The organism is Plantactinospora sp. B5E13 (assembly GCF_039871775.1).
In the GTDB taxonomy this organism is placed as follows: domain Bacteria; phylum Actinomycetota; class Actinomycetes; order Mycobacteriales; family Micromonosporaceae; genus Plantactinospora.
This window is the reverse complement of sequence record NZ_JBDPLT010000001.1, coordinates 14,886-41,075: the sequence shown is the minus strand read 5'-3', so window position 1 is coordinate 41,075 and position 26,190 is coordinate 14,886. Positions and strand designations below refer to the sequence as shown.

General features: G+C 72.6%; 26 protein-coding genes. 17 read left to right on the top strand and 9 right to left on the bottom strand.

Annotated features, from left to right (window positions below):
• Positions 1–10: 10 nt before the first annotated feature.
• From ABGB05_RS00200 to ABGB05_RS00190, 3 genes are all read right to left on the bottom strand, one after another.
• Complete coding sequence (locus ABGB05_RS00200) at positions 11–2,299, bottom strand: hypothetical protein (RefSeq protein WP_347651008.1); 2,289 nt, start codon at positions 2,297–2,299, stop codon at positions 11–13.
• Positions 2,300–2,481: 182 nt separating this feature from the next.
• Positions 2,482–3,762: a cell division protein DivIVA gene (locus tag ABGB05_RS00195; RefSeq protein WP_347651007.1), complete on the bottom strand. Its 1,281-nt coding sequence runs from the start codon at positions 3,760–3,762 to the stop codon at positions 2,482–2,484.
• A 154-nt stretch (positions 3,763–3,916) separates the two neighbouring features.
• On the bottom strand, positions 3,917–4,930 hold the full coding sequence (locus ABGB05_RS00190; RefSeq protein ID WP_347651006.1) for a TIGR03621 family F420-dependent LLM class oxidoreductase: 1,014 nt from the start codon (positions 4,928–4,930) through the stop codon (positions 3,917–3,919).
• A gap of 131 nt (positions 4,931–5,061) precedes the next feature.
• Here ABGB05_RS00190 and ABGB05_RS00185 point away from each other — a divergent pair, with 131 nt between their 5' ends.
• Positions 5,062–5,988, top strand: a complete 927-nt coding sequence (locus ABGB05_RS00185) for a hypothetical protein (protein WP_347651005.1) — start codon at positions 5,062–5,064, stop codon at positions 5,986–5,988.
• Between the two features lie 48 nt (positions 5,989–6,036).
• Here the strand turns inward: ABGB05_RS00185 and mce are convergent, their stop codons facing one another.
• Positions 6,037–6,507: a methylmalonyl-CoA epimerase gene (gene mce / locus ABGB05_RS00180; RefSeq protein ID WP_347651004.1), complete on the bottom strand. Its 471-nt coding sequence runs from the start codon at positions 6,505–6,507 to the stop codon at positions 6,037–6,039.
• 65 nt (positions 6,508–6,572) lie between these two features.
• On the opposite strand from mce, the gene ABGB05_RS00175 reads away from it, so the two are divergent.
• A complete protein-coding gene (locus ABGB05_RS00175) occupies positions 6,573–7,802 on the top strand; it encodes an acetyl-CoA C-acetyltransferase (RefSeq protein ID WP_347651003.1) in 1,230 nt (409 codons plus the stop codon).
• A 92-nt stretch (positions 7,803–7,894) separates the two neighbouring features.
• Complete coding sequence (meaB, locus tag ABGB05_RS00170) at positions 7,895–8,854, top strand: methylmalonyl Co-A mutase-associated GTPase MeaB (protein WP_347651002.1); 960 nt, start codon at positions 7,895–7,897, stop codon at positions 8,852–8,854.
• Positions 8,855–8,912: 58 nt separating this feature from the next.
• Here the strand turns inward: meaB and ABGB05_RS00165 are convergent, their stop codons facing one another.
• Positions 8,913–9,374, bottom strand: a complete 462-nt coding sequence (locus ABGB05_RS00165) for a DUF2000 domain-containing protein (RefSeq protein ID WP_347651001.1) — start codon at positions 9,372–9,374, stop codon at positions 8,913–8,915.
• Positions 9,375–9,423: 49 nt separating this feature from the next.
• Between ABGB05_RS00165 and ABGB05_RS00160 the strand changes: the two genes are divergently transcribed.
• The 5 genes from ABGB05_RS00160 to ABGB05_RS00140 all read left to right on the top strand — a co-directional run bounded on the left by ABGB05_RS00160 (position 9,424) and on the right by ABGB05_RS00140 (position 15,043).
• Positions 9,424–10,251, top strand: a complete 828-nt coding sequence (locus tag ABGB05_RS00160; protein ID WP_347651000.1) for an AraC family transcriptional regulator — start codon at positions 9,424–9,426, stop codon at positions 10,249–10,251.
• Between the two features lie 105 nt (positions 10,252–10,356).
• Positions 10,357–10,806 carry an Asp23/Gls24 family envelope stress response protein gene (locus ABGB05_RS00155; protein ID WP_347650999.1) on the top strand — a complete coding sequence of 150 codons (450 nt, stop codon included), beginning with the start codon at positions 10,357–10,359 and terminating at the stop codon, positions 10,804–10,806.
• A gap of 115 nt (positions 10,807–10,921) precedes the next feature.
• A complete protein-coding gene (locus tag ABGB05_RS00150) occupies positions 10,922–12,610 on the top strand; it encodes a methylmalonyl-CoA mutase family protein (RefSeq protein ID WP_347650998.1) in 1,689 nt (562 codons plus the stop codon).
• 101 nt (positions 12,611–12,711) lie between these two features.
• Positions 12,712–13,644, top strand: coding sequence for a tetratricopeptide repeat protein (locus ABGB05_RS00145; RefSeq protein WP_347650997.1), 933 nt, complete (start codon positions 12,712–12,714; stop codon positions 13,642–13,644).
• A 64-nt stretch (positions 13,645–13,708) separates the two neighbouring features.
• Positions 13,709–15,043, top strand: a complete 1,335-nt coding sequence (locus ABGB05_RS00140; RefSeq protein WP_347650996.1) for an arginase family protein — start codon at positions 13,709–13,711, stop codon at positions 15,041–15,043.
• Between the two features lie 85 nt (positions 15,044–15,128).
• Here ABGB05_RS00140 and ABGB05_RS00135 read toward each other — a convergent pair whose 3' ends face one another.
• Positions 15,129–16,322 carry a macrolide family glycosyltransferase gene (locus ABGB05_RS00135; RefSeq protein WP_347650995.1) on the bottom strand — a complete coding sequence of 398 codons (1,194 nt, stop codon included), beginning with the start codon at positions 16,320–16,322 and terminating at the stop codon, positions 15,129–15,131.
• A 123-nt stretch (positions 16,323–16,445) separates the two neighbouring features.
• On the opposite strand from ABGB05_RS00135, the gene ABGB05_RS00130 reads away from it, so the two are divergent.
• The 6 genes from ABGB05_RS00130 to ABGB05_RS00105 all read left to right on the top strand — a co-directional run bounded on the left by ABGB05_RS00130 (position 16,446) and on the right by ABGB05_RS00105 (position 21,191).
• The gene (locus ABGB05_RS00130) at positions 16,446–17,051 is read left to right on the top strand and encodes a TetR/AcrR family transcriptional regulator (protein WP_347650994.1); all 606 of its coding nucleotides are present in this window, start codon (positions 16,446–16,448) and stop codon (positions 17,049–17,051) included.
• An 81-nt stretch (positions 17,052–17,132) separates the two neighbouring features.
• The gene (locus ABGB05_RS00125; RefSeq protein WP_347650993.1) at positions 17,133–17,687 is read left to right on the top strand and encodes a WHG domain-containing protein; all 555 of its coding nucleotides are present in this window, start codon (positions 17,133–17,135) and stop codon (positions 17,685–17,687) included.
• Positions 17,688–17,798: 111 nt separating this feature from the next.
• On the top strand, positions 17,799–19,202 hold the full coding sequence (locus tag ABGB05_RS00120; RefSeq protein ID WP_347650992.1) for a cellulase family glycosylhydrolase: 1,404 nt from the start codon (positions 17,799–17,801) through the stop codon (positions 19,200–19,202).
• 86 nt (positions 19,203–19,288) lie between these two features.
• Positions 19,289–19,768 carry an OsmC family protein gene (locus tag ABGB05_RS00115; protein WP_347650991.1) on the top strand — a complete coding sequence of 160 codons (480 nt, stop codon included), beginning with the start codon at positions 19,289–19,291 and terminating at the stop codon, positions 19,766–19,768.
• Positions 19,769–19,911: 143 nt separating this feature from the next.
• Positions 19,912–20,313, top strand: coding sequence for a cold shock domain-containing protein (locus ABGB05_RS00110; protein ID WP_347650990.1), 402 nt, complete (start codon positions 19,912–19,914; stop codon positions 20,311–20,313).
• Complete coding sequence (locus ABGB05_RS00105) at positions 20,310–21,191, top strand: metallophosphoesterase (RefSeq protein WP_347651336.1); 882 nt, start codon at positions 20,310–20,312, stop codon at positions 21,189–21,191. Before ABGB05_RS00110 ends, ABGB05_RS00105 begins: the two co-directional genes overlap by 4 nt.
• 64 nt (positions 21,192–21,255) lie before the next feature.
• Here the strand turns inward: ABGB05_RS00105 and ABGB05_RS00100 are convergent, their stop codons facing one another.
• Entirely contained in the window at positions 21,256–22,104 is an 849-nt protein-coding gene (locus ABGB05_RS00100; protein ID WP_347650989.1) for a class I SAM-dependent methyltransferase, read from the bottom strand.
• Positions 22,105–22,209: 105 nt separating this feature from the next.
• Between ABGB05_RS00100 and ABGB05_RS00095 the strand changes: the two genes are divergently transcribed.
• A complete protein-coding gene (locus ABGB05_RS00095; protein ID WP_347650988.1) occupies positions 22,210–22,713 on the top strand; it encodes a hemerythrin domain-containing protein in 504 nt (167 codons plus the stop codon).
• 25 nt (positions 22,714–22,738) lie between these two features.
• On the opposite strand, the gene ABGB05_RS00090 is transcribed toward ABGB05_RS00095, so the two are convergent.
• Both ABGB05_RS00090 and ABGB05_RS00085 read right to left on the bottom strand, forming a co-directional pair.
• Positions 22,739–23,710 carry a phosphotransferase gene (locus tag ABGB05_RS00090; protein WP_347650987.1) on the bottom strand — a complete coding sequence of 324 codons (972 nt, stop codon included), beginning with the start codon at positions 23,708–23,710 and terminating at the stop codon, positions 22,739–22,741.
• A complete protein-coding gene (locus ABGB05_RS00085) occupies positions 23,697–24,200 on the bottom strand; it encodes a hypothetical protein (RefSeq protein WP_347650986.1) in 504 nt (167 codons plus the stop codon). Before ABGB05_RS00085 ends, ABGB05_RS00090 begins: the two co-directional genes overlap by 14 nt.
• 121 nt (positions 24,201–24,321) lie before the next feature.
• On the opposite strand from ABGB05_RS00085, the gene ABGB05_RS00080 reads away from it, so the two are divergent.
• Together ABGB05_RS00080 and ABGB05_RS00075 are read left to right on the top strand one after the other, a co-directional pair.
• Complete coding sequence (locus ABGB05_RS00080; RefSeq protein ID WP_347650985.1) at positions 24,322–24,864, top strand: SigE family RNA polymerase sigma factor; 543 nt, start codon at positions 24,322–24,324, stop codon at positions 24,862–24,864.
• A complete protein-coding gene (locus ABGB05_RS00075; RefSeq protein ID WP_347650984.1) occupies positions 24,864–26,147 on the top strand; it encodes a hypothetical protein in 1,284 nt (427 codons plus the stop codon). Before ABGB05_RS00080 ends, ABGB05_RS00075 begins: the two co-directional genes overlap by 1 nt.
• Positions 26,148–26,190: the final 43 nt, after the last annotated feature.

Genomic DNA, 26,190 nt, shown 5'->3' with positions numbered 1-26,190 from the left:
CTCGCCGATGTCACTCCGAGTCGGCGGTGACCTTCGTGGTCTTGCTGCCCGACTCCTCTTTGGTCTTGCTGCCCTGGTCGTCGACGGTGGGCTTGCCGCTCCGCTTGCCGGAGTCACCGGTGCTCGTGATCATGGTCGGCACCGGCTCGCGCCCACCGCTGCCCGGCACGGCCGCCACCGTCGGCTCACCCTCGTGCGGCTGGTCCGCCCCGTTCGTCACCGGGTCGGTCACCCGGGCCGGCCGGTCACCGTCGGCACGCAGATCGGCGGAGACCTGCTCGACAGCCGCCTCGACAAGCTGCTGCATCACCGGCTCGGCCTGCGCCAACTGCTGCTCGGCCCGTTCCAGCTGCTCCTCGGCCCGCTGGGCCGACTGCTCCGTACCGGTCAACCGGTCCTGCTCGTTGCCGAGCTGTTCCCGGGCCGCCGCCAGCTGCCGCTGGATCCGGTCCGACTCCTGCCGGGAGGCGACCGTCTCCTGCCGGATGTCGGCGAGCGCCTGCTGCGCCTCGGCCAACTCCTGCATCACCTCGGCGAGCTGCTGGCGCCCGGCCGCCGCCTCCTGCTGGGTGCTGGCCAGGTGCCGCTGGGTGGTGGCCAGGTGCTGCTGCGCGGTGGCCAGGTACTCCTCGAACTGCCGTCGGGACGCGGCGGCCTGCTCCTCCGCCTGCCGCTGCAACTCGGTCAGCCGCTCCTCGGCCTCCCGACGCTTCTCGGCGGCCTGCTCCTCCGCCTCGGCGCGGATCCGGGTCGCGTACTCCTCGGCCTCCCGGCGCAGCTCGTCGGCGCCGCCCTCGATCTGGGCGCGCCGCTCCTTGTACGCCTGGTCCAGCTCGGCCATCCGGGTCTGGTACGTCTGCTCCAGCTCCGTCCGTCGCTGCTCGATCGACTGCTCCAGCTCCGTACGCTGCTGCTCGATCGACTGCTCCAGCTCGGCCTTGAGCTGGTTGAACTCGCGGTCCGCGCCGGCCCGGTACGCGGCCAGTTCGTCGTCGAGCGCGGCCCGGCCGGCGGTGATCTCCTGCTCGGCCGCCTCCCGCTGGGCGGTGATCTCCTGGTCGGCGGCGGCGGTCCGCCGGTTGATCTCCTGCTCGACCCCGGACCGCCAGGCGGCCAGCTCCGACTGCGTCTCCGCCCGGACCCGCTGGGCGTACTCCTCGACCTCGGCCCGGGAACGGCGGACGAACTCCTCGGTCTCCTCGGTGATCCGCTTCGCCTCCGCCGTCGCCGTGCTGTGTGCCGCCTGACCGGACTCACGGAGCTGGGTCGCCTCGTGCTTCGCCTTCGCGTACGCCCCCTGGCCGGCCTCGCGCAGCTGGGACGCCTCCGCCCGGGCCAGCTCGATGGTCCGGTCCGCCTCCTGCCGCGCCGCGTCGAGCAGCCGCTGGGTCTCCTGCTGGGCCATCGCGTGGGCGGCCTGGCCGGCCTCCCGCAGCCGGGTGGCCTCCTGCTGGGCGGCGTCGCGCAGCCGGTTCGCCTCGTGCTGCGCCGCGTGCCGCAGCCGGGCCGACTCCTGCCGGGCCCGTTCGACGACCTGTTCGGCCTCCCGGTTGGTCCGGTCGGTCAGCTCAGACGTCTCCCGGGCGGTCTGCTCGGTCAGCCGGGTCGCCTCCTGCTCGGCGGTGTCCCGCAGCTGCTTCGCCTCCTGCAGCGCCTTGGTGTGCGCGGCGTGGCTCGCCTCCCGCAGCCGGTTCGCCTCCTCGGCGGCCCGGTTACGCAGCTCGGAACTCTCCTCCTGGGCCTTGACGAACGCCGCCTGCGCGGCCTCCCGCAACCGGGTGGCCTCCTCGGCAGCGGCGGCCACGGCCGCCTCCGCCTCGGCCCGCCGGGCGTTGTTGACCTTCTCCTCCTCGGCCCGCCGGGCGGCCAGCGCGAGTTCGAAGTCGCGCAGCGCCTCGGCGGCCTGTTGGCGGGCGTCCTCGAGCACCTGCTCGGCCTCGGCCCGCCGCGCCTCGATGTCCTGCGTCGCCTGATGGTGGATGACCTCGGCCTGCTCCTCGGCAAGGGTCAGGATGTGCTCCACCACCGGCCCCAGGTGCCGGAACGAGGCACGGTCCACCACACCGACCTGCCGGCGCAACGCCATCAGGTCGCGTTGCAGCACCTCGACCTGACCGGCCAGGTTGTGGATCTGCGCGTACGCCTGCTCACGCTGCGCCGCCAACCGGGCAATGTCCTTCTCGGCCTCGGCGACGTACCGGTCCACCTGCCGTTTATCGTAGCCCCGCAGGGCCGACTCGAAGCTCGGCTCCGTAGCCACGTCCCCGTCCAGGGCGAACAAGTCCTCGCCGTACGACATGCTCCCATCCTCACACGGGTCGCCCGGTTCTGCGGCCATACCCGGCGGCGTTGATCGGGCCGGGCGTCACGGCATGCTAGGGGACGATCCGGTGGACGGACAGCGCTCGGGGCCGTACCGGAAGATCCGGTACGGCCCCGGCCGTGCTGCTGCCCCGCAGTCCGACCGTGCGATCGGTCGGCTCAGCTGGCGACGTCGGCGGTCTGCCGCTCGTCGGAGTCGCTCTTGTCGGCGGCCTTCGCCTCCGGCTCGGCCTTCGCGGGGGTGGCGGCGGGAGCCGCCGAACCGACGCCGGGCACGATGCCGGCCAGGCCGGAGAGCATCTGGCCGAGCTGCGCGGTGACCGCGTCCTTCTGCCGGGTGAGGTCCTCGACCTCGCGGCGGGCCGCCTGCGTGGTCAGTTCCGCCTCGGTACGCGCCTCGGTGAGCAGGCGGTGGGCCTCGGCCCGAGCCTCGTTCACGGTCTTGTCGGCCAGCGCCTTGGCCTTGTCGACGGTGTCGTTGGCGGTGCGCTCCGACTCGACCCGGCGGGCCTCGGCGCGCTGCTCGATCTCCTTCGCCCGGTCCTGGGCGGCCCGGGCCCGCTGCTCGGCCTCGGCGACCAGCTTCTGGGTCTGGGCGACCTGGGCGGCGTGCCGCTCGGACTCCTCGCGCTCCGCCTTCTCCCGGCGCTCCGCCAGCTGCAGCTCCAGGGCCTGCAGGTCCTTGTCCCGCTTGTCCCGGGCGTCGGCGAGCAGCTTGGTCGCCTCGGCGCGCTTCTCCTCGGCCTCCCGGGCCGCCTTCGCGCGCTGCTGGGTGATCTCCCGCTCGGCGGTCGCCCGCAGCGTCGCCACCTCACGCTCGACCGTGGACCGCAGTTCGGCGACCTCGTGCGCGGTCACCGTACGCAGCTGCTTGGTCTCCCGCTCGGCGTCGGCGCGCAGCGTGTCGGCCTCCCGGCGGGCCTGCACCCGGACCTCGGCGGCCTCCCGCTCGGCGGCGGTACGGACGCTGCCCGCCTCGCGCTCCGCGGACGCCTTCATCGCGGCGGCCTCGGCGCGCGCCTTGTCGGTGATCTCCCGGGCCTCCAGCCGGGCGGCCGAGAGGATGCCCTCCGACTCGCGCTTGGCCTCGCCACGGTGGTCGTTCGCCTGCTCCTCGGCGAGCCGCAGGATCTGCTCGACGCGGGTGCCCAGGCCGGAGAGGGTCGGCCGGTTGTTCTCCTCGAGCTGCTTGTTCGTGTCGGTCAGCTTCTGCTCGAGTGCGGCGAGCCGCTGCTCGGCCTGGCGGAGCCGACGCTGCGCGTCGTTCATCCGCTGTTCGGCGTCGGCCCGGTCCTGCTGCGCCTGGTGCAGCGCCGCGGTCAGCCGGCCGAGGTGACTGTTGACCTGCTCACGGTCGTAACCGCGCAGGGCGACTGTGAAGTCTGGCTGCGAGTTCGCGTTGTCGAAGAACGCGAGAGGGGAGGATTGCTGCTGGGGCATTGGGACATACTTGCAGACACACCGGGGGCCTTCGCAAGAGCCGGGACGTTGTATCGCGCCCAGTTCACATGGTCAACTCGACCCGCCGGGCAGCCGTACCTTTTTCATGATCTTCGTTGGCTGCGTCGGTGGCCGGGACCGCCGGGGCAGTGGCTCAGCGGCCGGCGAGCCGGGCCACGATCGGGGCGGCGGCGTCCAGGTTGCCGCCGAGATGCAGGTAGTTGATTCCGTACCGCTCGCGGAGCGCGACCAGCCGGTCCACGCACTCGTCGACGTCGCCGTGCAGCACCGCCGGTGAGGCGGCCAGGGTGGTGGCGTCGGCCAGCCGGGCGTGACTGGAGGTGGACCGGTGTGTCACTCCCCGGTGCGTCACCCGTACGTCGAACATCCGCAGCTGGAACTCCAGCCGCTCCGGATCGCGGCCGGCGGCCGAGGCGGCGGAGCGGGCCCAGGCCACCTTCCGGGCGAAGCGGTCCGGAGCCATCTCGGCCACCGCGGCGAGTGGGTCGACGTCCGGGGCGAGTCGTGGGTTGATCCCGACGATGTCGGCGTACCGGCCGGCCAGTTCGAGGATGCGCCGGCTACCGCCGCCGACCAGCAGCGGCGGGTGCGGCCGCTGCACCGGCTTCGGCAGCCCGTCCAGCTCACCGATCTGGTAGTGCCGGCCGGTGAAGCTCACCGGCTTGTCGCCGAAGAGGCCGGCCAGCACCTCGATCGCCTCGGCCAGCCGGGCCACCCGTACGCCCGGCGGGTCGAACGGCAGACCGGCGGCGTCGTGGTCGGTACGCAGCCAGCCGGCGCCGAGCCCGATCTCGACCCGACCGCCGGAGAAGACGTCGAGGTTGGCCAGGGATTTGTGCAGCAGCACCGGATGCCGGAAGTCGTTGCAGAAGACCAGCCCCAGCACCCGCAGCCGGGTGGTGGCCTCGGCGGCGACCGTCATCGCCACCAGCGGGTCCATCGCCCAGCCACCGGTGAAGTGGTCCGAGACCGAGACCGAGTCGAAGCCGAGGTCCTCGATCCGGCGGATCTCGTCCCGCCACCGTGCGACCGGCCGGTCGAGTCCGGGCATCGAGGCGGTGAACCGGAACGGCCGGCGACCGGCGGACGGCCCGGGACCGGTGGGGTCGGCGGTCGAGCCGGGGACGGCCGGAGGCGGGGGTGGCATCGTCCGACTCTAAGCGCGCCAACCGGCCCCGGATACGCGGTTCGGCCGGAGATCCGGTCCACGGGCAGTCGGATTCTCGACACGGTTGGTGACCTGACGGCCCTCCCCGCCCCGGCCCGGGGCGGCTTAGCGTGACCGACGCGCAGACCTACCGTGAGCTACCGCAGGAGGCCGCAGTGACGGTGCTGCACTTCGACTCGCCGATGTCCGACGCGGAGCGTCGGGCCCGGCTCTTCGCCGGGGACCTGTTCGTCTACTCGCCGACGCCACACTCGATGGCGCTGGTCGCCTTCGCCCGGGAGATGGTCGAGACGGCGTTCACCCCCCACTTCCCGCCCGACGCCCAGCACCACCTGGCCGGCCCGGACTACGTACGGGTGCTGGCCGACCTCAAGCCGACCTTCATCAACCACCCACGCAGTGCCGAACTCGTCCGGGGGGTGCTCTCCGACCTCGGCGCCGACCCGGAGCAGACGTACTTCGACGTGCCCCGGCTGCGCACGATGACCAGCGAGTACCTCAACGCGGGGCTGACCCTGCAGTTCGAGTCGCACCGGGACACCTGGTTCTCCGCGCCGATGTCGCAGCTCAACTTCTGGATGCCGGTGTACGACGTGGTCGAGTCGAACGTGATGGCCTTCCACCCGAGGTACTTCGGCACCGGGGTGCGGAACAGCTCCCGGAACTACAACTACGCCGAGTGGGTCACGCACGGTCGTACCGCGGCCGCCCAGCAGGTGCACGCCGAGACCCGGGAACAGCCCCGGCTGGAACAGGACCTGGAACGCGAGCCGGACCTGCGGGTGATCACCCCGCCCGGCGGCGTACTGATCTTCTCGGGTGCGCAGTTGCACACCACCGTGCCGAACACCTCCGGCCGGACCCGGTTCTCGATCGACTTCCGGGCGGTCAACCTGACCGACGTCGAGTCCGGGGCGGGCGCCCACAACGTCGACTCGGAGTGCACCGGCACCACCCTCGGCGACTTCCGCCGGGCCACCGACCTGGCCCCGCTGCCGGCCGGGCTGATCGAGGCGCACGACGCCGTGCCGGGCTGACCGCCACGCCGACCGGCCGCGCCGGCAGGGCACGGGCGTGCGCCGCCGTCAGGACGTGGCCGGCTCGACCAGTTCCACAAGTACGCCGCCGGCGTCCCGGGGATGCACGAAGTTGATCCGGGAGCCGGCGGTGCCGCGTCGTGGGGTCTCGTAGAGCACCCGTACGCCGCGCTCCCGCAGCGCCGCGCAGGCCGCGTCGACGTCCGCCACGGTGTACGCCACCTGCTGCACACCGGGCCCGTTACGGTCCAGGAACTTCGCGATCGGCGAGTCCGGGGTCAGCGGCGCCAGCAGCTGTACGCAGCCACCGGTCGGGTCCGGGCCGACGCTCAGCATCGCCTCCCGTACGCCCTGCTCGGTGTTGGTCTCGGTGTGCACGCAGCGCATGCCGAAGACCCGCTGGTGGAACTCGATCGCGGCGTCGAGGTCGGCGACGGCCACCCCGACGTGATCGATGCGGAGCAGTCCGATCCCTGTGACATAGTCGGCAGCGGGCTCGGCCGGGACGTCATCACCCATGACGCTAGTCTGACCTAACTATCGTTAAGCCGTACCGTCAGGTCCCCTCGGAGGCGACAGTACCCATGGTTTCAGCTCCCCTGACACCGGCCCGGCCGGCTTCCGTGATCGTCGGTGGCGCCCGTACCCCGATGGGGCGACTGCTCGGCAACCTGAAGGACTTCCCGGCGACGAAGCTCGGCGGCGTTGCCATCCGGGCCGCCCTGGAGCGGGCCGGCGTCCCCGCCGACCAGGTGCAGTACGTGATCATGGGTCAGGTGCTGCAGGCCGGCGCCGGCCAGATCCCGGCCCGGCAGGCCGCGGTCGAGGCGGGCATCCCGATGTCCGTACCGGCGTTGACCATCAACAAGGTCTGCCTCTCCGGCCTCGACGCGATTGCGCTGGCCGACCAGCTCATCCGGGCCGGCGAGTTCGACATCGTGGTCGCCGGCGGCATGGAGTCGATGACCAACGCCCCGCACCTGCTGCTCGGCCAGCGGGCCGGCTACAAGTACGGCGACGTGGTGGTGAGGGACCACATGGCGCTGGACGGCCTCACCGACGCCTGGGACTGCTGCGCGATGGGCGAGTCCACCGAACGGCACAACGGCCGGCACGGGATCACCCGGGCCGAGCAGGACGCCTTCGCCGCCGCCAGCCACCAGAAGGCCGCCGCTGCGCAGAAGAACGGCGCCTTCGCCGAGGAGATCACCCCGGTGACCGTGCCGCAGCGCAAGGGCGACCCGCTGGTGATCAGCGAGGACGAGGGCGTACGCCCGGACACCACGGCCGAGTCGCTGGGCCGGCTGCGTCCCGCCTTCACCCCGGACGGCACCATCACCGCCGGCAGCTCGTCGCCGATCTCCGACGGCGCCTGCGCGGTCGTGGTGATGAGCCGGGCCAAGGCCGAGGAACTCGGGCTGAGCTGGCTCGCCGAGATCGGGGCGCACGGCAACGTCGCCGGCCCGGACAACTCGCTGCACTCGCAGCCCTCCAACGCGATCAGCCACGCGCTGGGCAAGGCCGGACTCGGCGTCGCCGACCTGGATCTGATCGAGATCAACGAGGCGTTCGCGCAGGTCGGCATCCAGGCCACCCGCGACCTCGGGGTCAGCCCCGAGATCGTGAACGTCAACGGCGGCGCGATCGCGCTCGGGCACCCGATCGGGATGTCCGGTGCCCGGCTGGTCCTCACCCTCGCCATGGAACTGCGCCGCCGGGGCGGCGGCACCGGGGCGGCGGCGCTGTGCGGCGGCGGCGGACAGGGCGACGCGCTGATCATCACGGTTCCCCGCCAGGGCGGCGGCCAGGAGTGACCGCACCAGGCTCCACCGGACGACCAGCGGCAGCCGGGCCGGCTCCGGCCGGGTCCGCCCCCGGGGCCCCCGGCCCGGCCGGCCCGGTGTCGGTGCGACGCAGCCGCGACGTACCGCTGCTGGTCGAGCGGGCCCGCGACGGTGACCCCCGGGCGGTGGCCCGGCTGATCACCCTGGTCGAGTCCGGCGACGACCTGCTGCCGGAGATCGCGGCGGCGCTGGCCCCGCACACCGGCCGGGCCCAGGTCATCGGGCTGACCGGGTCGCCCGGGGTCGGCAAGTCGACCACCACCAACGAGCTGGTCCGGGCGCTGCGGGCCCGGGACCACCGGGTCGGGGTGCTCGCCGTCGACCCGTCCAGCCCGTTCACCGGCGGGGCGATCCTCGGCGACCGGGTCCGGATGCAGGACCACGCGACCGACCCCGGCGTCTACATCCGTTCCATGTCCAGCCGGGGCCACCTCGGCGGGCTGGCCGCCGCCACCCCGGCCGCGGTCCGGGTGCTGGAGGGTGCCGGCTGTGACGTCGTCCTGGTGGAGACCGTCGGGGTCGGCCAGGCGGAGGTGGAGGTCGCCTCGCTCGCCGACACCACGCTGGTCCTGCTCGCCCCCGGGATGGGCGACGCGATCCAGGCGGTCAAGGCCGGCATCCTGGAGATCGCCGACGTTTTTGTGGTGAACAAGGCCGACCGGGACGGCGCCGACAACACCGTCCGGGACATCCAGGGCATGATCGCCCTTGGCGAGCGCGGACCCGGCGAGTGGCGTCCCAGGGTGGTTCGCGCGGTCGCCGCCCGGGGCGAGGGGATCGACGACCTCGTCGCCGCGATCGAGAAGCACCGGGGCTGGCTGGTCGAACACGGCGAACTGCGGCGCCGCCGGGAGGCGCGGGCCGCCGCCGAGGTCGAGGCGATCGCGCTCGGCACCCTGCGCGCCCGGCTCGGCTCGCTTCGCTCCGGTACGGCGCTCGCCGACCTCGCCGCCCGGGTCGCCGACGGGACCACCGACCCGTACGCCGCTGCCGGTGACCTGCTCACCCAACTGGAGCTGTAAGGACGGGCCCCTTCCCGTCGTCCGGGCGGCGGGCAGGAAGGGGCCTTCCCGACACCGGTCAGCGGTGCAGTGCCGCACCCTTGAGGACCTTGTCCACGGCGTTGCGGGGGCCGTGCAGGGCCAACCCCACCAGGTCCAGTTTGGCGCGTGGCACGGCCCGTACGGCGGCCCGGTTGTCCCGGTCGTTGCCGGTGTGGAACAGGTCTGCGGTGAAGACGCTGAGCGGAATGCCCCGGTCCAGCGCGCGGCGGTGCGCGGCGGCCAGGATGTCCCGGTCGCCGGCGAAGACCAGCACCGGCTGGCGGAACATCGGCAGGTAGCGGGTGTCGTCGGCGTCCAGGTAGTCCTCGCCGAGCAGCTCCGGTTCGGCCCCGGCGATTCCGCTGACCAGGAACGCGGTCACGTTGAGCCGCTGCCAGCCGGCCAGGTCGTCCCGGAGCAGTACGGCGATCTTGCTGTCGAACCGGACCGGTGGCGGAGTCGGCTCCCCAGCGGCCGGTGGGATGTTCGGATCGTTCATCCGACCGAGCCTGCCGAGCGGCCCCGTCCCGGTCTTGTACGTTCCTGACGTGCGTACCCGGGTCGCGGCCTGGCGTCCGGCGGTGGCCGGCGTCGCCGAGGTGTTCCACGCGGACTTCGTCGACCACGCCTACCCGGCGCACACCCACGACGCCTGGACCCTGCTGATCGTCGACGACGGCGCCATCCGGTACGACCTGGACCGGACCGAGCACGGCACGGTCGGGGCGGAGGTCACCCTGTTGCCGCCGCACGTCGCGCACGACGGCCGGTCGGCGACCCGGCACGGCTTCCGCAAGCGGGTTCTCTATCTCGACACGTCCGTGCTGGGCGAGGAGTTGATCGGCGCGGCGGTGGAGACGCCGAGCCTGTCCGACCCGCAGCTGCGGGACCGGATCCACCGGCTGCACCGTGCGCTCGTACACCCGGGGGACGCCTTCGAGGCGGAGAGCCGGCTGGCGTTCGTCCGCGAGCGGTTGTCCGGCCACCTGCGGACCCGGCCGGGCGGCGGACCGCCGGCACCGTCGGGGTCGGCGACCGTGGCGACCGGACAGCTCGCTGGCCGGCTCCGCGGGCTGCTGGACGCCCGACTGACCACCGGGATCACCCTGGTCGAGGCCGCCGCGACGCTGGCGGCGCATCCGACGCACCTGGTCCGGTCCTTCACCCGACGGTACGGTCTGCCGCCGCACCGCTATCTGACCGGTCGCCGGATCGACCTGGCCCGTCGGCTGCTGCTGGCCGGGATGCCACCGGCCGAGGTGGCGGTCTCCGCCGGCTTCTACGACCAGGCACACCTGACCCGGCACTTCCGCCGGTATCTCGGCGTCGGCCCGGCCCGGTTCGCTGCCGGAGCCGAGCCGGTCGGCCGGACTTGAGCCGAGAATCCGTCACGTTACGCCGTTGGTTTGCCGGTGCCGAGTAGGCTCCGTCAACGCTGACTGCGCCGTGTCAGGCTGCCAAGACCAGGGGAGAGACAGAGCATGACCGAGGTTCCGAACGAGGCGGGCCAGGCCGCGGAGACCGCCGCGCCCGCTGCCGCACCGGCTGCCGCGCCCGCCGCGGCACCGCGCGGTGCGACCGAGGTGTCCGAAGAGGTCATCGAGAAGATCGCCGGTACGGCGGCCCGCTCGGTGCCCGGGGTCGCCGAGCTGGGCGGGGACGTGGCCCGGTTCTTCAACAACGTGCTGGACCGGGTCGGTCTGGACGAGGTCGGCGATGCCGGCCGGGGCGTCTCGGCCGAGGTGAAGGGGACCAGCGCGTCCATCAGGATCGTGCTGGTCATCGAGGCCGGGCAGGTCGTGGCCGACGTGACCGAGGCGGTCCGGGTGAAGGTGATCGAGGAGGTCGAGAAGTACGGCATCCAGGTCAGCGAGGTGAACGTCAAGGTTGACGACATCGAGCTGAACCCGCCGGCGGCCGCCGGAGCGTGACCGTCCCGTCGCCGTACACCTGTTGAGAAGGGCCCCTCTGCCGCGGACAGCGATCGGAAGGGGCCCTTCCCCGCGTCCTTAGCGATCGTTCAGGTTGACCCTTTACACTGCGGTGATGAACGCGGACGAGATCGCCGCCGGACGGGAACGCTGGCAGGCCCGGTACGACGCGGCCCGGAAGCGGGACGCGGACTTCACGACGCTCTCCGGAATGACCGTCGACCCGGTGTACGGGCCGCCGGAGGGGACCGCCGACCCACGGTTCGCCCGGATCGGCTGGCCCGGCGAGTACCCGTACACCCGGGGGTTGCACCCGACCGGCTACCGGGGGCGGACCTGGACGATCCGGCAGTTCGCCGGCTTCGGCAACGCCCGGCAGACCAACGAGCGCTACAAGATGATCCTCGGCGCCGGCGGCGGCGGTCTCTCGGTCGCCTTCGACATGCCGACCCTGATGGGGCGCGACTCCGACGACCCGCAGGCGCTCGGCGAGGTCGGGCACTGCGGGGTGGCGATCGACTCGGCCGCCGACATGGAGGTGCTGTTCGACGGCATCGACCTGGCCGGTGTCACGACGAGCATGACCATCTCCGGTCCGGCGGTGCCGGTCTTCTGCATGTACCTGGTCGCCGCCGAGCGGCAGGGCGCCGACATCTCCACCCTGGACGGCACCCTGCAGACCGACATCTTCAAGGAGTACATCGCGCAGAAGGAGTGGCTCTTCGACCCGGAGCCGCACCTGCGCCTGATCGGCGACCTGATGGAGTACTGCGCGGGCACCATCCCCCGGTACAAGCCGCTCTCGGTCTCCGGCTACCACATCCGGGAGGCCGGTTCGACCGCCGCCCAGGAGTTGGCGTACACCCTGGCGGACGGTTTCGGCTATGTCGAGCTGGGGTTGAGTCGCGGCCTGGACGTGAACGTCTTCGCCCCCGGGCTGAGCTTCTTCTTCGACTCGCACGTCGACTTCTTCGAGGAGATCGCCAAGTTCCGGGCCGCCCGCCGGATCTGGGCCCGCTGGCTGCGCGATGTCTACGGCGCCACCAGCGAGAAGGCGCTCTGGCTGCGGTTCCACACCCAGACCGCCGGGGTGTCGCTGACCGCCCAGCAGCCGGTCAACAACGTGGTCCGGACCGCGGTGGAGGCGCTCGCCGCGGTGCTGGGCGGGACGAACTCGCTGCACACCAACGCGCTGGACGAGACCCTGGCCCTGCCCACCGACTCGTCCGCCGAGATCGCGCTGCGGACCCAGCAGGTGCTGATGGAGGAGATCGGGGTCACCAACGTGGCCGACCCGCTCGGCGGTTCCTGGTACGTCGAGGCACTCACCGACAAGATCGAGGCCGAGGCGGAGGAGATCTTCGCCCGGATCCGGCAGTTGGGTGGCGAGGGGCCGCACCCGATCGGCCCGATGACCTCCGGCATCCTGCGCGGCATCGAGGACGGCTGGTTCACCGGTCAGATCGCCGAGGCGGCCTTCGTCTACCAGCAGGCGCTGGAGAAGGGCGACAAGAAGATCGTCGGAGTGAACTGCCACACCGGTACGGTCGCCAAGGAGCTGGAGATCCTGCGGGTCTCGCACGAGGTCGAGCTGGAGCAGCGCCGGGTGCTGGCCGCCCGCAAGTCCGGCCGGGACGACGCCGAGGTGCGCTCCGCGCTGGCCCGGATGGTCGAGGTGGCGCGTACCGACGGGAACCTGGTCCCGCCGATGCTGGACGCGGTACGCGCCGAGGCGACACTCGGGGAGATCTGCGACGCGCTGCGCGACGAGTGGGGCGTCTACCGCGAGCCGGCCCGGTTCTGACTCCGATCCGGTGCGCCGGCCGGGCCGGGCGGGCTCCGGTCAGCTGTCGTCCACCGGCGGTTCGTCGGGGACGGCCGGCGCGCGTGCGAGACTAGACAACCATGAGCGACCCACGGATCACCTCGTCGATCTTCACCCGCGGCGCGGTCGACCTCGGCGCACTGCGCGCCGCCCAGACGCCCGCACAGTCCCCGGTTACCCCGCCCGCCAGCCGTCCGACGCCGGGCGGCGGATATCCCGGCGCACCGGCCGGCGGACCGGGCGGCGTCACCGTGATCGACGTCACCGAGGCCACCTTCCAGTCCGAGGTGCTCGAACGCTCGCTGACCACGCCGGTCGTCATCGACTTCTGGGCCGAGTGGTGCCAGCCGTGCAAGCAGCTCTCCCCGGTGCTGGAGCGCCTCGCCGTCGAGGGCGGCGGCGCCTGGGTGCTGGCCAAGGTCGACGTCGACGCCAACCCGCGGCTGGCGCAGATGTTCCGGATCCAGGGCATCCCGATGGTGGTCGCGATCATCGGCGGGCAGCCGGCGGACGCGTTCACCGGGGTGCAGCCGGAGGCCCAGCTGCGGCAGTGGATCGCCGCGCTGCTCAAGGCCGCCGGAGTGAGCGTGGAGGCCCCGGAGGACCCCCGGCTGGTCGAGGCCGACGACGCCCTGATCAGCGGGGACCTGGACGCGGCCGAGCGGGCGTACCGGAAGATCCTGTCGGAGAGTCCGGCGGACGCGGCGGCCGAGGCCGGCCTCGCGCACGTGTCGCTGGCCCGGCGGGTGGCCGGGGTCGACCCGGCGGCGGCGATGGCCGCGGCCGAGGCGGCGCCGGACGACGTACCGGCGCAGCTGCTCGCCGCCGACATCGAGGTACTCAGCGGTCAGGCGGAGCAGGCGTACGCCCGGCTGGTCGACCTGGTCCGACGGACCAGCGGCGATGACCGGGACGCCGCCCGGCAGCACCTGGTGTCCCTTTTCAGCATCGCCGGTCCGGACGATCCTGCGGTGGCGACCGCTCGGCGGGCGCTCTCCCGCGCGCTCTTCTAGAACAATGTGAGTACGAGCGGCGGGCATGCCGGCTGGCAGCCGCGATACCGGACGGGAGCAATGTATGCGCCGGATCGCCGTCCTGGACGCCCCCTCCAACCTGGGCCTGCGTCCACCGACCGGTACGTCGGTGCCGGGCTGTGCCAAGGCTCCCGGCGCGCTGCGTGACCACGACCTGATCGCCCGGCTCGGTGCCCGGGACGCCGGCTGCCTCACCCCGCCCCGGTACGACCCGGGCGACTGGCGTCCCGGGGACGGGGTGTGTCATGCGGCGTCGATCGCGTCGTACTCGATGCGGCTGGCCGACCGGGTCGGCACGATCATCGACCGGGGGGAGTTTCCCCTGGTCTTGGGTGGTGACTGCGCCATCCTGCTCGGTTCGGCGCTGGCCATGCACCGGCTCGGCGAGGCGGTCGGCGGCCGGGTCGGGCTGGTGTTCGTGGACGGCCACTCCGACTTCCGGCACCCGGGCAACGCCTCGTACGTCGGTGCGGCGGCCGGTGAGGACCTCGCCCTGGTCACCGGTCGGGGCCAGGCCGACCTGGCCGCGATCGAGGGGCGGCGGCCGTACTTCCGGGACATCGACGTGGTGGTGCTCGGCATCCGGTCCCACGACGAGTACCGGCTCGACCTGCAGGCGGCCGGGATCGTCACCCGGCCGGTCCCGGCGTTGCGGGCCGAGGGCGCGGCCCGGACCGCACAGTGGGCGCACGACCAGTTGACCGACTGTGTCGGCTACTGGGTGCACGTGGACGTGGACGTGCTCGACCCGGCGGTGATGCCGGCGGTCGACGCGCCCGACCCGGGCGGGATCGCCTTCGCCGAGCTGGAGCTGCTGCTGGCCGGTCTGGTCGACACCCCGCACTGCCTCGGGGTGGAGGTCACCGTCTTCGACCCGGACTACGACCCGGACGGGGCGTACGCCGCCGAGATCGTCGGCACGCTGGTGGCCGGTCTCAGTCCGGTGACCACTCCGGACGTCGTACCGCCCCGGCTGCTGCCGGGCGGCACCCCGACCGGGTCCGGACCGGCGGCGGTGCCGGGCCCCCGGCACGGGCCGACCGGGTCGTCGGCCGGCGGCGGGGCCCGGGAGGTGCCGCCGCTCGGGCTGGCCGGGTTGCCCCGACCGTCCCCGGTGGTCGCCGCCGAGCCGGTCGGTCCGCCCCCGTCGGCCGGCCCCGGCCGGCTGCGGCGCCCCACGGTGCCACCGCTGGAGCTCAGACCCGCGGAGACCGGGGCGCCGGTCCGGGCGCCGTTCGTGCCGCCGACGGGTCCGCAGTCCGTGCCGCCGGCGGGTCCGCCCGCTGGCGACGGCTCCGGCGTCGTGGAGGCCGGGCCGGAGGACGACAGGCCGCCGCACCGGGTTGCCGGACCCGGGTCGGCAGCCGAGATCGCCTGACTCCGGGACCACTCGGCAATCCGTCGACCACCGACCGCCGGTGTCCTACGCCGGCCGGAGCGGGGCGGCCGTGGACCACGCTGCCCTACGCCGGCCGGACTGGGGCGGCGGACAGTTCGGCCTCGATCAGCTCGACCGCCCGGGCCGTGCCGCTCTCGTCCCGTACCTGACGGCGGAGGTCGGCAGACCGCGTCGCCACCACGGCGTCGGTGGTGAGGTGCAGCAGTGCCGTCCGCAGCTCGTCGGCGGTGACCGTGGCCAGGTCGACGACCCGGGCCACGCCGAGGTCGGCCAGTCGTTCGGCGTTGGCGAACTGGTCGGCGGCCTGGGGCGCGGCGATCATCGGCGTGCCGCAGTACAGTCCCTCGCTGCTGCCGCCCATGCCGGCGTGGGTGAGGAACGCGTCGGCCTGCTCCAGGATCGCGAGCTGCGGCACCCAGGTGTGCACCTCCACACTGTCCGGTACGACGCCGAGTTCCGCCGGGTCGACGTGCCGGCCGATCTGCAGCACGGTGTGCCAGCCGGGCAGCGTGCCGAAGGCGGTGACGCAGCGCCGGTAGAAGTCGGCGTGCCGGGTGAACGCCGATCCGAGCGACACCAGCAGCACCTTTTCGGCGGTCGCCGGGCGGGTCCAGGTGCCCTGGTCGGACCGGTCGCCGAGGACGGGGCCGACGAAGCTGTAGACGGCGGGGTCCACCCGGTCGGCGTTCGGTTGCAGGGCGCGGGGGATGAGGGCCAGGCAGCGGGGCGGTCGGCCCTGGAAGGCGAGGCTGTCGGTGACCGACGACCCGTTCTCGGTGAGCCACGTCGTGTACCGCCGGTAGTAGTCCGCCCCGCGCGGTTCGGCCCGCATCGCCTCCACCGCCGGCGCCATCTCCGCCTCGTAGCCGTCCCAGGCCACGAAGGTGGGGGAGAGTTGGATCGCGGGGATGCCCCACTGTTCGCCGAGGAGCCGGGCCGGTGCGCCGGCGATGTCGTAGAGGAACAGGTCGGGGCGGTCGTCGGCGTACCGGGCGCGTAGCTGCGGGAGCATCGCGATCGAGTCGTCGAGGAAGAGCGTCAGTTGGGCGATCGGATCCTCGACCCACTCCTCGTCGGGGGCGGGCAGCGTCGAGCGGTACGGCGTGAGTTCGGCCCCGGTGCGCTGGATGACGTCGGCGAACGACGGGTCGTTCGCGTACGTGACCCGGTGTCCCCGGTCGACCAGGGCGCGCAGGATCTGCAGGCTCGGGTTGACGTGCCCGGGGGCGGGGATGCTGACCATGGCGATGTGGGACACGGTTCTCCTCGGCGGGGGTGGGTGGCGCAATCACAAGACGAGACGTCTCGTCCAGTTACTGTGCCACGTCGGGGTGGTGCTGGCAAGACGAGTCGCCTCGTCTCGCTGCGGTACGCTGGGTCCGTGCCCGCCGACCCCGCCCGCCGCAACGACCGCGCCCGCCGGGCGATCCTCGCCGCAGCCCTGGAACTGCTGGCCGAGACCAGCTATCCCGAGCTGACCGTCGAGCGGATCGCCGCGCGGGCCGGGGTCGGCAAGCAGACGATCTACCGCTGGTGGCGCGGCAAGGGGGCGGTGATCCTGGACGCGCTGGTGGAGGCCGGGTCGGCCGGCGACGGGTCGGTGCCCGACACCGGTGACGTCGCCGCCGACCTGCGGGCGCTGATCCGCGCCACGGTCGCCGAGTTCGCCGATCCCCGGCTGTCCGCCACCACCCGGGCGATCACCATCGAGACGCTCGCCGACGAGACGCTCGCCGAACAGGTCCGCGACCGGCTGCTGCGGCCCCAACTCGACGCGGTCCGGTCCCGGCTGGAGGCGGGCCGGCGCGTCGGGCAGGTCCGGCCCGATGTCGACCTCGACCAGGTGGTGGAACTGCTCTTCGGGCCGATCTACCACCGCTGGCTGCTGCGTACCGGCCCGCTCACCGAGGCGTACGCCGACGGCGTGGTGGATCTCGCCCTGGCTGCGGTCACCCCGGTGGGCGTCGCCGGCCGACGGTCGACTTGACGGTGGACGCTAGCCAGATTAGCTTTCCGGCTATGGTCCTTTTCGTGGTGAACGGAAAACGGGCGGATCGCGGGTGGGCCCGTGCCTAGGGTCGGACTCTCTACCGCCGCCGTCGTCTCCGCCGCGCTCGACGTCATCGACGCGCAGGGCCCGGAGGGGCTGACCCTGGCCGCGGTCGCCAGCCGTACCGGGGTGGCCGCGCCGTCGCTCTACAAACACGTCGCGGGTCTCGCCGAACTCCGCGCCCTGGTCGGCGTACGGGTGCTGACGGAGATGACCGAACGGTTCACCGCGGCGGTGATCGGGCGCAGTGGGGACGACGCGGTCGCCGCACTGCTCCGCACCTACCGGGAGTACGTCCTCGAGCACCCCGCCCGGTACGCCGCGCTGCCGCTCGACCCGCTGCACGACGCCGGCATGCTCGAGGCCGGCAACCGGATGATGCAGGTCTTCCTCGGCATGCTCCGCGGCTACGGGCTCACCGACTCCGCCGCGATCCACGCCACCCGGTGCGCCCGGTCGATCGCACACGGATTCGCCTCGATCGAGGCCAACGGCGGCTTCGGCCTGGCCGAGGACCAGGACGAGACGTACGAGCGGTTGATCGCGATGTTCCTGGCCAGTCTTCCGCGCTGACCGGCGCCACCGGTTGCGGGGACTCTTAGCCTTCCTTATAGTTCGACGCTAATTGATGCCTGTCGGCCGTTCACCGACCGGGCACCGCCGTCGACCGTCCCGGAGGCACCTGTGACGCGTACCCGAAGGACCCTCCTGTTGGCCGGTCTGGTCGCCGCCGTCGTGACCGCGTCGGCGGCCGTGGTGTCGGCGCCGCTGACCACGGCCGCGCGGGCCGCCGCCACCCCGACCGCCAGCTTCGCCAAGGTCTCCGACTGGGGCTCGGGCTGGGAGGGCCGCTACACGATCACCAATTCCGGCACCAGCACCATCACCTCCTGGCGGGTCGAGTTCGACCTGCCCGCCGGCACCACCGTCGGCAGCTACTGGGACGCCACCCTGACCAGCAGCGGACAGCGCCACACCTTCGGCAACCGCGCCTGGAACGGCACCGTCACCCCCGGTTCCTCGGTCACCTTCGGCTTCATCGGCTCCGGCCCGGGCGCCCCGGCCGGCTGCCGGCTCAACGGCCAGCCCTGCGCCGGCGGCACCACCCCGACCCCGACCCCGACCGCCACCCCGACCCCGACCGTGCCACCGGGCAGCACGCCGGTCGCCGCGAACGGCCAGCTCCGGGTCTGCGGCCGGCAGCTCTGCAACGCCCGGGGCAAGGCGATCCAGTTGCGCGGGATGAGCACACACGGCCTGCAGTGGTACGCCAACTGCGCCACCCCCGGCTCGCTCGACGTTCTGGCCAACGAGTGGCGGGCGGACGTGCTGCGGATCTCGATGTACGTCCAGGAGGGCGGCTACGAGACCGACCCCCGGCGCTTCACCGACCTGGTGCACAACTACATCGAACTGGCCACCGCCCGGGGCATGTACGCGATCGTGGACTGGCACATGCTCACCCCGGGTGACCCGAACGAGAACCTGGGTCGGGCGCGGACCTTCTTCGCCGAGATCGCCGACCGGCACCAGGCCAAGAACAACGTCATCTACGAGATCGCGAACGAGCCCAACGGGGTGGCCTGGAGTTCGATCAAGAGCTACGCCGACCAGATCATCCCGGTGATCCGTACCCGGGACGCCGACGCGGTGGTGCTGGTCGGCACCCCGGACTGGTCCTCGCTCGGTGCCTCGGGTGAGGGCGGCGGGCCGGACGTGATCGCCGCCAACCCGGTGAACGACAACAACGTCATGTACGTCTTCCACTTCTACGCCGCCTCGCACGACGACTACTACCTCGACACGGTGACCCGGGCGGCGGACCGGCTGCCGCTGTTCGTCACCGAGTTCGGCACCCAGGAGTACACCGGCGACGGCCCGAACAACTTCACCATGGCCCAGCGCTACCTCGACCTGTTCGCCGGCCGGAAGATCAGTTGGGTGAACTGGAACTTCTCCGACGACTTCCGCTCCGGCGCGGTCTTCACCAGCGGCACCTGCGCGGCCGGCCAGTTCTCCGGCACCGGACGGCTGAAGGAGGCCGGCGTCTGGATCCGCGACCGGATCCGCACCGCGGACGACTTCTGACCGGACCGGGCTCAGCCGTCGTCACCGAGCCGTCGTGACCGGGGCCGCCTCGCCGAGGCGGCTCCGGTGTGCGGCAATATTGGATGATGGAGAGATCCCACGCGTACCCGGTCACGCTCACCTGGACCGGCGCCGGCGCCGAGGGCACGGTCAACTACCGGGCCTACGGCCGCGATCACACGCTCGTCGCCGAGGGCCCGCCACCGCTGCTCGGCTCGGCCGACCCGCTGTTCCGGGGCGACCCGGCCCGGTGGAACCCCGAGCAGCTCCTCGTCGCCGCGCTCGCCCAGTGCCACATGCTGTCGTACCTGAGCCTCTGCGCGCGGGGGCGGGTCGTGGTGACCGGGTACACCGACGAGGCGGCCGGCACGATGGTGGAGAGCGGTGACGGCGGGGGAGCGTTCACCGAGGTGGTGCTCCGCCCCCGGGTCACCGTCGCCGCCCCGGAGATGGTCGAGCAGGCCGCCGAGCTGCACGAGCGGGCGCACCGGCTCTGTTTCATCGCCAGTTCGGTGAACTTCCCGGTACGCCACGAGCCGGTCATCCTCGTCGCCGAGCCGGCCTGACCTGGTCGCCGGCCCTCGTCAGGGACTGACCGTACGGGCCGGTGCGGCTATCGTGACGGAGGGCGGTCGTATCGAGCGGTCCGGTCGCCGGTTGTTTCAGTTCTGCGTGGTTGTCGGTTCTGTATTGAGTGGTGGTGGCGGTCGTGGCGGTCGGGAAGCTGTTGCGGTTCGACGAGGTACGCGGTTACGGGTTCATCGCGCCGGACGCCGGTGGTGAGGACGTCTTCGTCCACGCCAACGACTTCGGCGAGGACAAGCACCTGATCTATCCGGGCATGCGCCTGGAGTACGAGGTGGAGCAGGGCGAACGGGGCCTGAAGGCGACCACCATCCGGATCGTCGACCGGCCCTCGGTCAAACCCCGGCCGGCCCGGCCGGCGGGCGAGAACGAGGAACTGTGTGACGTCCTGTCCGGCGCCGAACTCAGCGCCGAGGTCACCGAACTGCTGATCGACAAGGTGCCGACGTTGACCGGCGCCCAGATCGGTGCCATCCGGCAGCAGATCGTCAACCTCGCCCGGGTGCACGGCTGGGTGGAGCCCTGAACCCGGCCGTTCCCGGCGACGTCGCCCCGGCCCGGGGTGAACTGCTCGCGGTCAGCGACCTGCATGTCGGCTACGCCGACAACCGGAAACTGGTCGAGGGCTTCACCCCCGGCTCCGACGAGGACTGGCTGCTGCTCGCCGGTGACCTCGGTGAGCGGGTCGAGGACATCTACTGGGCGCTGCGGGTGCTCAGGGAGCGGTTCTCCACCGTCGTCTGGGTGCCGGGCAACCACGAGCTGTGGACACCCCGGCAGGACCGGGTGCAGTCGCGCGGGGTGGCCCGCTACGACCTGCTGGTCGAGATCTGCCGGCGGGTCGGCGTACTGACCCCGGAGGACCCGTACCCGGTCTTCACCGGTGCGGGCGGGCCGGTGACCGTCGTCCCGCTCTTCCTCCTGTACGACTACACGTTCTGGCCGCCCGGGGTGACGAGTCGGGAGGAGGCGCTCGCCCTGGCCCACTCCACCGGGGTGATCGCCACCGACGAGTACCTGCTGCACCCCGACCCGTACCCGAGCCGGCAGGACTGGTGCGCGGCCCGGCTGGAGTCGACCGAGCGGCGGCTGGCGGCCGAACTCGACCCGACGCTGCCGACCGTGCTGGTCAACCACTTCCCGCTGGTGCAGGAGGTGACCCGGATCCTGCGGTATCCGGAGTTCGCGCAGTGGTGCGGCACGGTCCGGACCGCCGACTGGCACGTCCGCTACCGGGCCGCCGCGGTGGTCTACGGGCACCTGCACATCCCCCGGGTCAACTGGTTCGACGGGGTCCGGTTCGCCGAGGTGTCGCTCGGCTACCCACGGGAGTGGCAGGCCCGGGACCGGCCGCCGGGCCGGCCCGTACCCGTGCTGCCCGGCCGGGCCACGGACCCGGCCTGACCCGTTCCGCCCGGCACCCGACGGCCCCGGACCGCCGCGGCGGCCGGGCGCGCCGGCTCGGCCGTCAGCGGGTACGGCGCATCCAGAACGCGCCGGTCGGCAGCCCCCGCAGCTCGGCCGGTACGGCGTCCGGCCGCTGCGCCCACAGCCACGAGGTGAAGAGCAGCACCTGCCAGGAGGTGTTGTGGGTGAGGAACGCCCGGAGCAGGTAGACCTCGGTCCAGTCCCGGCCCTCGCGCAGCCACTTCTCCGGATACTCGAACGGCCAGTGGATGTCGTGCACGTGCACCACCACCCCCGGCCGCAGCGTGGGCAGGACGTGCAGCAGCAGCCAGACCACGTCCGAGCCGGCCTTCACCACGTGCGTCGAGTCGATCAGCAGGATGTCGCCGGCGTCGAGGGCGGCGAAGGTCTCCCGGTCGACGTCCTGCACCCGACGCTGGATCAACTCGACCCGGTCCCCGGGGCGCAGTCGGGACCGCAGCCGCTCGGGGTGCGGCTCCACGCAGGTGATCCGCAGCTCCGGCAGGTGCCGGTCGACGACGTCGAGGGCGACCGCGGTGGAGTAGCCGGAGCCGACCTCGATCAGCCGGGCCGGGCGGTGGTGCCGGAGCATCGCGTGCAGTACGGCGGCGTCGGGGCGCCCGTACATGCCGTTGTGGTCGTGCCACCGGTCGGTCGGCAGCTCCCGCAGGTACGGCGTGAGTTCGGCGGCGAGGCGTACCTGCTCGGCCTCGCGCAGGTCGATCCCGACCGGGGCCAGGTCACGCCAGCCGACCGCGGTGGTCCGGTCGGCGGGCGCGGTGGCCGGCGAGTAGTAGTGACCCGGTTTCACGTACGGCGGTGCGCTGAGCACCGCACTGATCCCCCGGGCGCGCCGGATGACCTGCGTCTGGAACCCCCCAACAGCCATGCGGGGAATTCTGGCCTTTATCGCAATACTTCGCTAGTACCCCGTAAAAATAGAACTTCCGCGTGTAATCCGTGAGATTTGTTCTGTACATCGGAGGGGTGGGCGATGGACGACATCACCGGACTGGTCCTCGACGACCACGAGGCGTTCCGGCGCGGATTCGCCCGGCTCGACGACGCCCGGGGCGAGACGGAGCTGCGGGCCATCTGGGACCCGCTCTCCCTGCACCTGGACATCCACGCCGAGGCGGAGGAGGCGATCCTCTATCCGTACCTGGTCCGACACGGTGACCCCGACACCGCCGCCGACGAGACCGACGACGCGATCGGCGACCACAACCGGATCCGGGACGCGGTCGCCGAGGCGCGTCGGCACGTACCCGGCACCGACGGCTGGTGGGCGGCGATCTGGCAGGCCCGGCGGGAGAACAGCGCGCACCTGGCCGAGGAGGAGGACGGCGTCCTCGCCGACTTCCGGCGCAACGCCAGCCGGGAACTGCGCGCCGAACTGGCCATCCGGTGGCTCACCTTCTACGGCGAGCATCCGGGCGGCCGGGACCTGCTCTTCCAGAACAAGGACCCCCGGGCGTACGTCGAGGGGCACCGCTGACGCCCGCCCTGCCGGACGGCGGTGCTCAGGGCGAGGGCGTGCCGACGAGTTCCCTGATCCGCCTGGCGCGGTTGGTCACGCCGGGGTGGTCGAGCGGGAGGTGGCGGGGCGGACCGAGCCAGCGGCAGAGTTGACGCAGCGCGAGCAGGATCGCGCTGCGCCGGATCGACTCCAGGTGGTCGGCGGGCAGCGGCTGGACCCGCTGGTAGCCGGTGAGCAGGGCGGGCAGCAGCCCGGGGGTCGTCCGGTCGTGCAGCCAGAAGTGGCCCAGGTCGAACGTCGGCTCGGCGCCCCGGATCTCGCCGAAGTCGATCAGACCGGTGTACCGGCCGTCGGCGCAGAAGACCTGGTCGAGGTCGAAGTCGCCGTGGGCGAGTCGGGCCTGTCCCGGTGGCTGTCGGCGCTCGTGCCCGACCAGGTCCGCGAGGGCGTCGAGGACCGGGGTGGGGAACAACGAGGCGAGCGGGCCGGGCCAGGGCGTTGGCAGGTACGACGCGACGAACGGTGGATAACTCGGGTGGTCCGCCTGCGGTGGCCACTGGCGGCCACGCCGTCGTATCCAACCGAACCCGTCGACCGGCACCTGGTTGAGCAGCGCGAGGTCGGCTCCGGCCGCCTCGACGACCGACGCGGCGTCCACGCCGGACCCGGTGCGGGTCGGTGCGGCGATGCCGGACAGCGGGAGGCCGGGAACCTCGGTGGTGACCATGGTCGAACGGCCGATCGCCGGGTTGAACGGTTCGACGTCGACCACCCGGGCGACCCGGACCCCCAGGTCGCACAGCCGCTGGTGCAGCTCGGCGTCGGTTTCCAGGTTGTCGTCGGCCTCCTCGGCGATCCGCAGGTAGAACGTCTCGGATCCCCGGGACAGCCGGTAGACCTGGGTGGAGACGCCCTCCGGGGTGCGCTGCCAGGTCACCGGGACCGAGGTGCCGAAGACCCGACGCAGCAGGACGTCGATCGCGGCGCCGTCCACGTCCGGCTTACGGGGCGACAACGGGCCTCCCGGTCTTCTCCCGGCCGGACACGGTCGCGTCCGGACCCGGCGCTGCCGGCAGCGGCGCGACCCCGACCACCGCGATCAACTCGACCGGGAACTCGTTGTCGGCCTGGCCCACCGCGAGCCCGACCCAGCGGTCCGTTCCCGGCGGTCGCCAGACCAGCACCTCGCCGCTGACCTGGCTGAGCCGCTCGAACGGTTCCGGCGGTGTCGGATCCTCGGGCCGGAGGTACGCGGTCAGGTCCACCGGCACCGGCGTACCCCAGCGTGCCGTCAACGCGACCACCAGTGGTTGGCGGACGGCCTCGATCTCCCGATCGGCCGCCGCGTACCGCTCTTCGCCACGGTCGTCCCAGAAGTCGTGGGTGCGGTGCAGGACCGCCAGGTGGAAGTCGGTTTCGCTGTACCGCTCCGCCGCCTGTTCCACGTCGTCCGAAAAGGACAGTTTGAGTAGTTCGCCGATGAGATCCTGGTGTCCGTCGGTCACCCGGCCCATCCTGGCGGACGCGGTCGAGGCGCGGTGTCCCGGCGGGCACCGGCAAAAAACCTGCCGGCGCCGTGCAACCGGTCGAGTCGTCGAGGCGCACCTATCCGACGAGAGGAGCGGGATGCGACGCGACGAGAACGAGGACCGCCGCCAGTTCAGCGAGTACTTCGCGGCGCGGCGGGATGTGGTGCGGCGCAGCGCGTACCTGATGTGCGGCGACTGGCACTGGGCCGACGACCTGGCGCAGACGGCGTTCATCCGGCTCGCCGCCGCGTGGCACCGGGTACGCGACCCGAAGGCGCTGGACGCCTTCGTCCGGACCTGTCTGGTCCGGGCGTACCTGGCCGAAACCCGGCGGCTCTGGCGGCGGCGTGAGCGGGTCGTGGCGGACGCCCCCGACCCGGTCGACCCGGACGACTCGACCGAGGCGGCCACCCGGCGGGTGCTCTTCGCCAGGGCGTTGCGGCAGGTCCCACCCCGGCAACGGGTGACCCTGGTCTGCCGCTTCTACCACGAACTCGACGTGGCCGAGACCGCCGCCGTACTGGGGTGCTCGGAGGGAACGGTGAAGAGCCAGACGGCGCGTGGACTCGCCACGCTGCGCCGGGTGCTCGACGAAACGGTACCGAGCGGTGAACTGATCACGGTGGAGGAGCGAACCTGATGACCGGAATTCGGGAGATGTTCGAGGATGCGGCGGAGCAGCCGCCACCGACCCGGCTGCTCGCCGACGAGGTGTACGGCGCCGGCCGGCGCCGGTGGCGACGGCGCCGCGCCGTACTGGCCGGGGGCGGGGCGGCGGTCGCCACCTCGCTGGCCCTGGTGATCGCCGCCCTCGTCCTGCCCGGCGGTGCCGGTACGCCGGTCGCCGGCGATCCGTCACCGGGTACGACGGCGGCCGGCGACCGGGGCGTGTTGCCGGGCGACGGGATCGTCCAGTGGGTCGGTGCCGCCGACGTCCGGCACAGTTACGCCGCGCTGTCGACCTGCTCCCCGGAGCGTCAGCCGTGTCGCAAGACCGTCTGGCAGTTGGTCGGCTCCGACGACGGTGGCCGGAACTGGACCGTGCGTGGCGCCCCGGTCGACGTCGCCGCTCTGGCGGTGGTCGGCCCGGACGTGCTGATCGCCGAAACGCTGAACCCGGCCACGCCGGGAGCGCCGACGCTGATGAGCAGCCGGGACGGTGGCCGGAGCTGGCAGGCGCCGCAGGCCGGTCCGGAGGTGTCGACGGCGCCCCCCGGCCATCCGGTGCTCTGCCGACCGGTGCCGGGAACGGACTCGCAGTCCTCGGTGGCGCCCGCGCTGCGCTCCTGTGGGCTGTACGCGTTCGACCCGGCGTCGAACCGGCTCTCGCCGCTGGCCAACCGGCCCTCGTTGGTCCTCGGTAACCTGCTGGTGGTCCCGGGGGCGTCCGGCCGGCTCTGGGCGCCGGGCCTCGATCAGGCGACGGGTCGGCCCGCGGTCGCGATCAGTGGCGACGGCGGCCGTACCTGGTCCAGTCACGTCTTCACGGACGGACCGGCGTGCGGTACCGACGGCTGCGTCGCGCCGAAGATCACCACCGGTCCCGGGACCGACGGGTACGCCGTGATCAGCACCTTCTCCGAACAGGCGGTGCACCGCTACACGGCGGCCACCGGTTGGCGGCGGGCCACCGGCGTGGACGCGTTGCCGCTCGCTGACTCGGATCTCGGGTCGTTCGTGACGGCGGACGGCAGCCACGTGCTCTACCAGGGCAGCGGCCGGGACGGTTCGGGTGGGGGCTACCGGTTCTGGGCGGCCCGGGGCGGCGTGTCGGGGTACCGACCGGTCGAACTGGACGGTCTGCCGTCGCTGGCGGATCCGGTGGGCCGGACCGTCGACGGCCTCTACTACGCCCGGGACCCCGCGACCGGCATCCACGGCTCGACCGACGGCTGGCACTGGTTTCCCCTGAGCCGCCGCTGACCTGATCCTCCACCGGCCCGGTGTGCTGAGCACACCGGGCCGG

What these genes read in the sequence shown, in the direction of transcription:
- ABGB05_RS00165 (WP_347651001.1), bottom strand. Translation starts at nt 9,374, where the DNA reads ATGAACGATCCGAACATCCCACCGGCCGCTGGGGAGCCGACTCCGCCA.
- ABGB05_RS00080 (WP_347650985.1), top strand. Translation starts at nt 24,322, where the DNA reads ATGCGACGCGACGAGAACGAGGACCGCCGCCAGTTCAGCGAGTACTTC.
- ABGB05_RS00150 (WP_347650998.1), top strand. Translation starts at nt 10,922, where the DNA reads ATGAACGCGGACGAGATCGCCGCCGGACGGGAACGCTGGCAGGCCCGG.
- ABGB05_RS00155 (WP_347650999.1), top strand. Translation starts at nt 10,357, where the DNA reads ATGACCGAGGTTCCGAACGAGGCGGGCCAGGCCGCGGAGACCGCCGCG.
- ABGB05_RS00190 (WP_347651006.1), bottom strand. Translation starts at nt 4,930, where the DNA reads ATGCCACCCCCGCCTCCGGCCGTCCCCGGCTCGACCGCCGACCCCACC.
- ABGB05_RS00195 (WP_347651007.1), bottom strand. Translation starts at nt 3,762, where the DNA reads ATGCCCCAGCAGCAATCCTCCCCTCTCGCGTTCTTCGACAACGCGAAC.
- ABGB05_RS00200 (WP_347651008.1), bottom strand. Translation starts at nt 2,299, where the DNA reads ATGTCGTACGGCGAGGACTTGTTCGCCCTGGACGGGGACGTGGCTACG.
- ABGB05_RS00100 (WP_347650989.1), bottom strand. Translation starts at nt 22,104, where the DNA reads ATGGCTGTTGGGGGGTTCCAGACGCAGGTCATCCGGCGCGCCCGGGGG.
- ABGB05_RS00175 (WP_347651003.1), top strand. Translation starts at nt 6,573, where the DNA reads ATGGTTTCAGCTCCCCTGACACCGGCCCGGCCGGCTTCCGTGATCGTC.
- ABGB05_RS00075 (WP_347650984.1), top strand. Translation starts at nt 24,864, where the DNA reads ATGACCGGAATTCGGGAGATGTTCGAGGATGCGGCGGAGCAGCCGCCA.
- ABGB05_RS00145 (WP_347650997.1), top strand. Translation starts at nt 12,712, where the DNA reads ATGAGCGACCCACGGATCACCTCGTCGATCTTCACCCGCGGCGCGGTC.
- ABGB05_RS00115 (WP_347650991.1), top strand. Translation starts at nt 19,289, where the DNA reads ATGGAGAGATCCCACGCGTACCCGGTCACGCTCACCTGGACCGGCGCC.
- ABGB05_RS00095 (WP_347650988.1), top strand. Translation starts at nt 22,210, where the DNA reads ATGGACGACATCACCGGACTGGTCCTCGACGACCACGAGGCGTTCCGG.
- ABGB05_RS00140 (WP_347650996.1), top strand. Translation starts at nt 13,709, where the DNA reads ATGCGCCGGATCGCCGTCCTGGACGCCCCCTCCAACCTGGGCCTGCGT.
- mce (WP_347651004.1), bottom strand. Translation starts at nt 6,507, where the DNA reads ATGGGTGATGACGTCCCGGCCGAGCCCGCTGCCGACTATGTCACAGGG.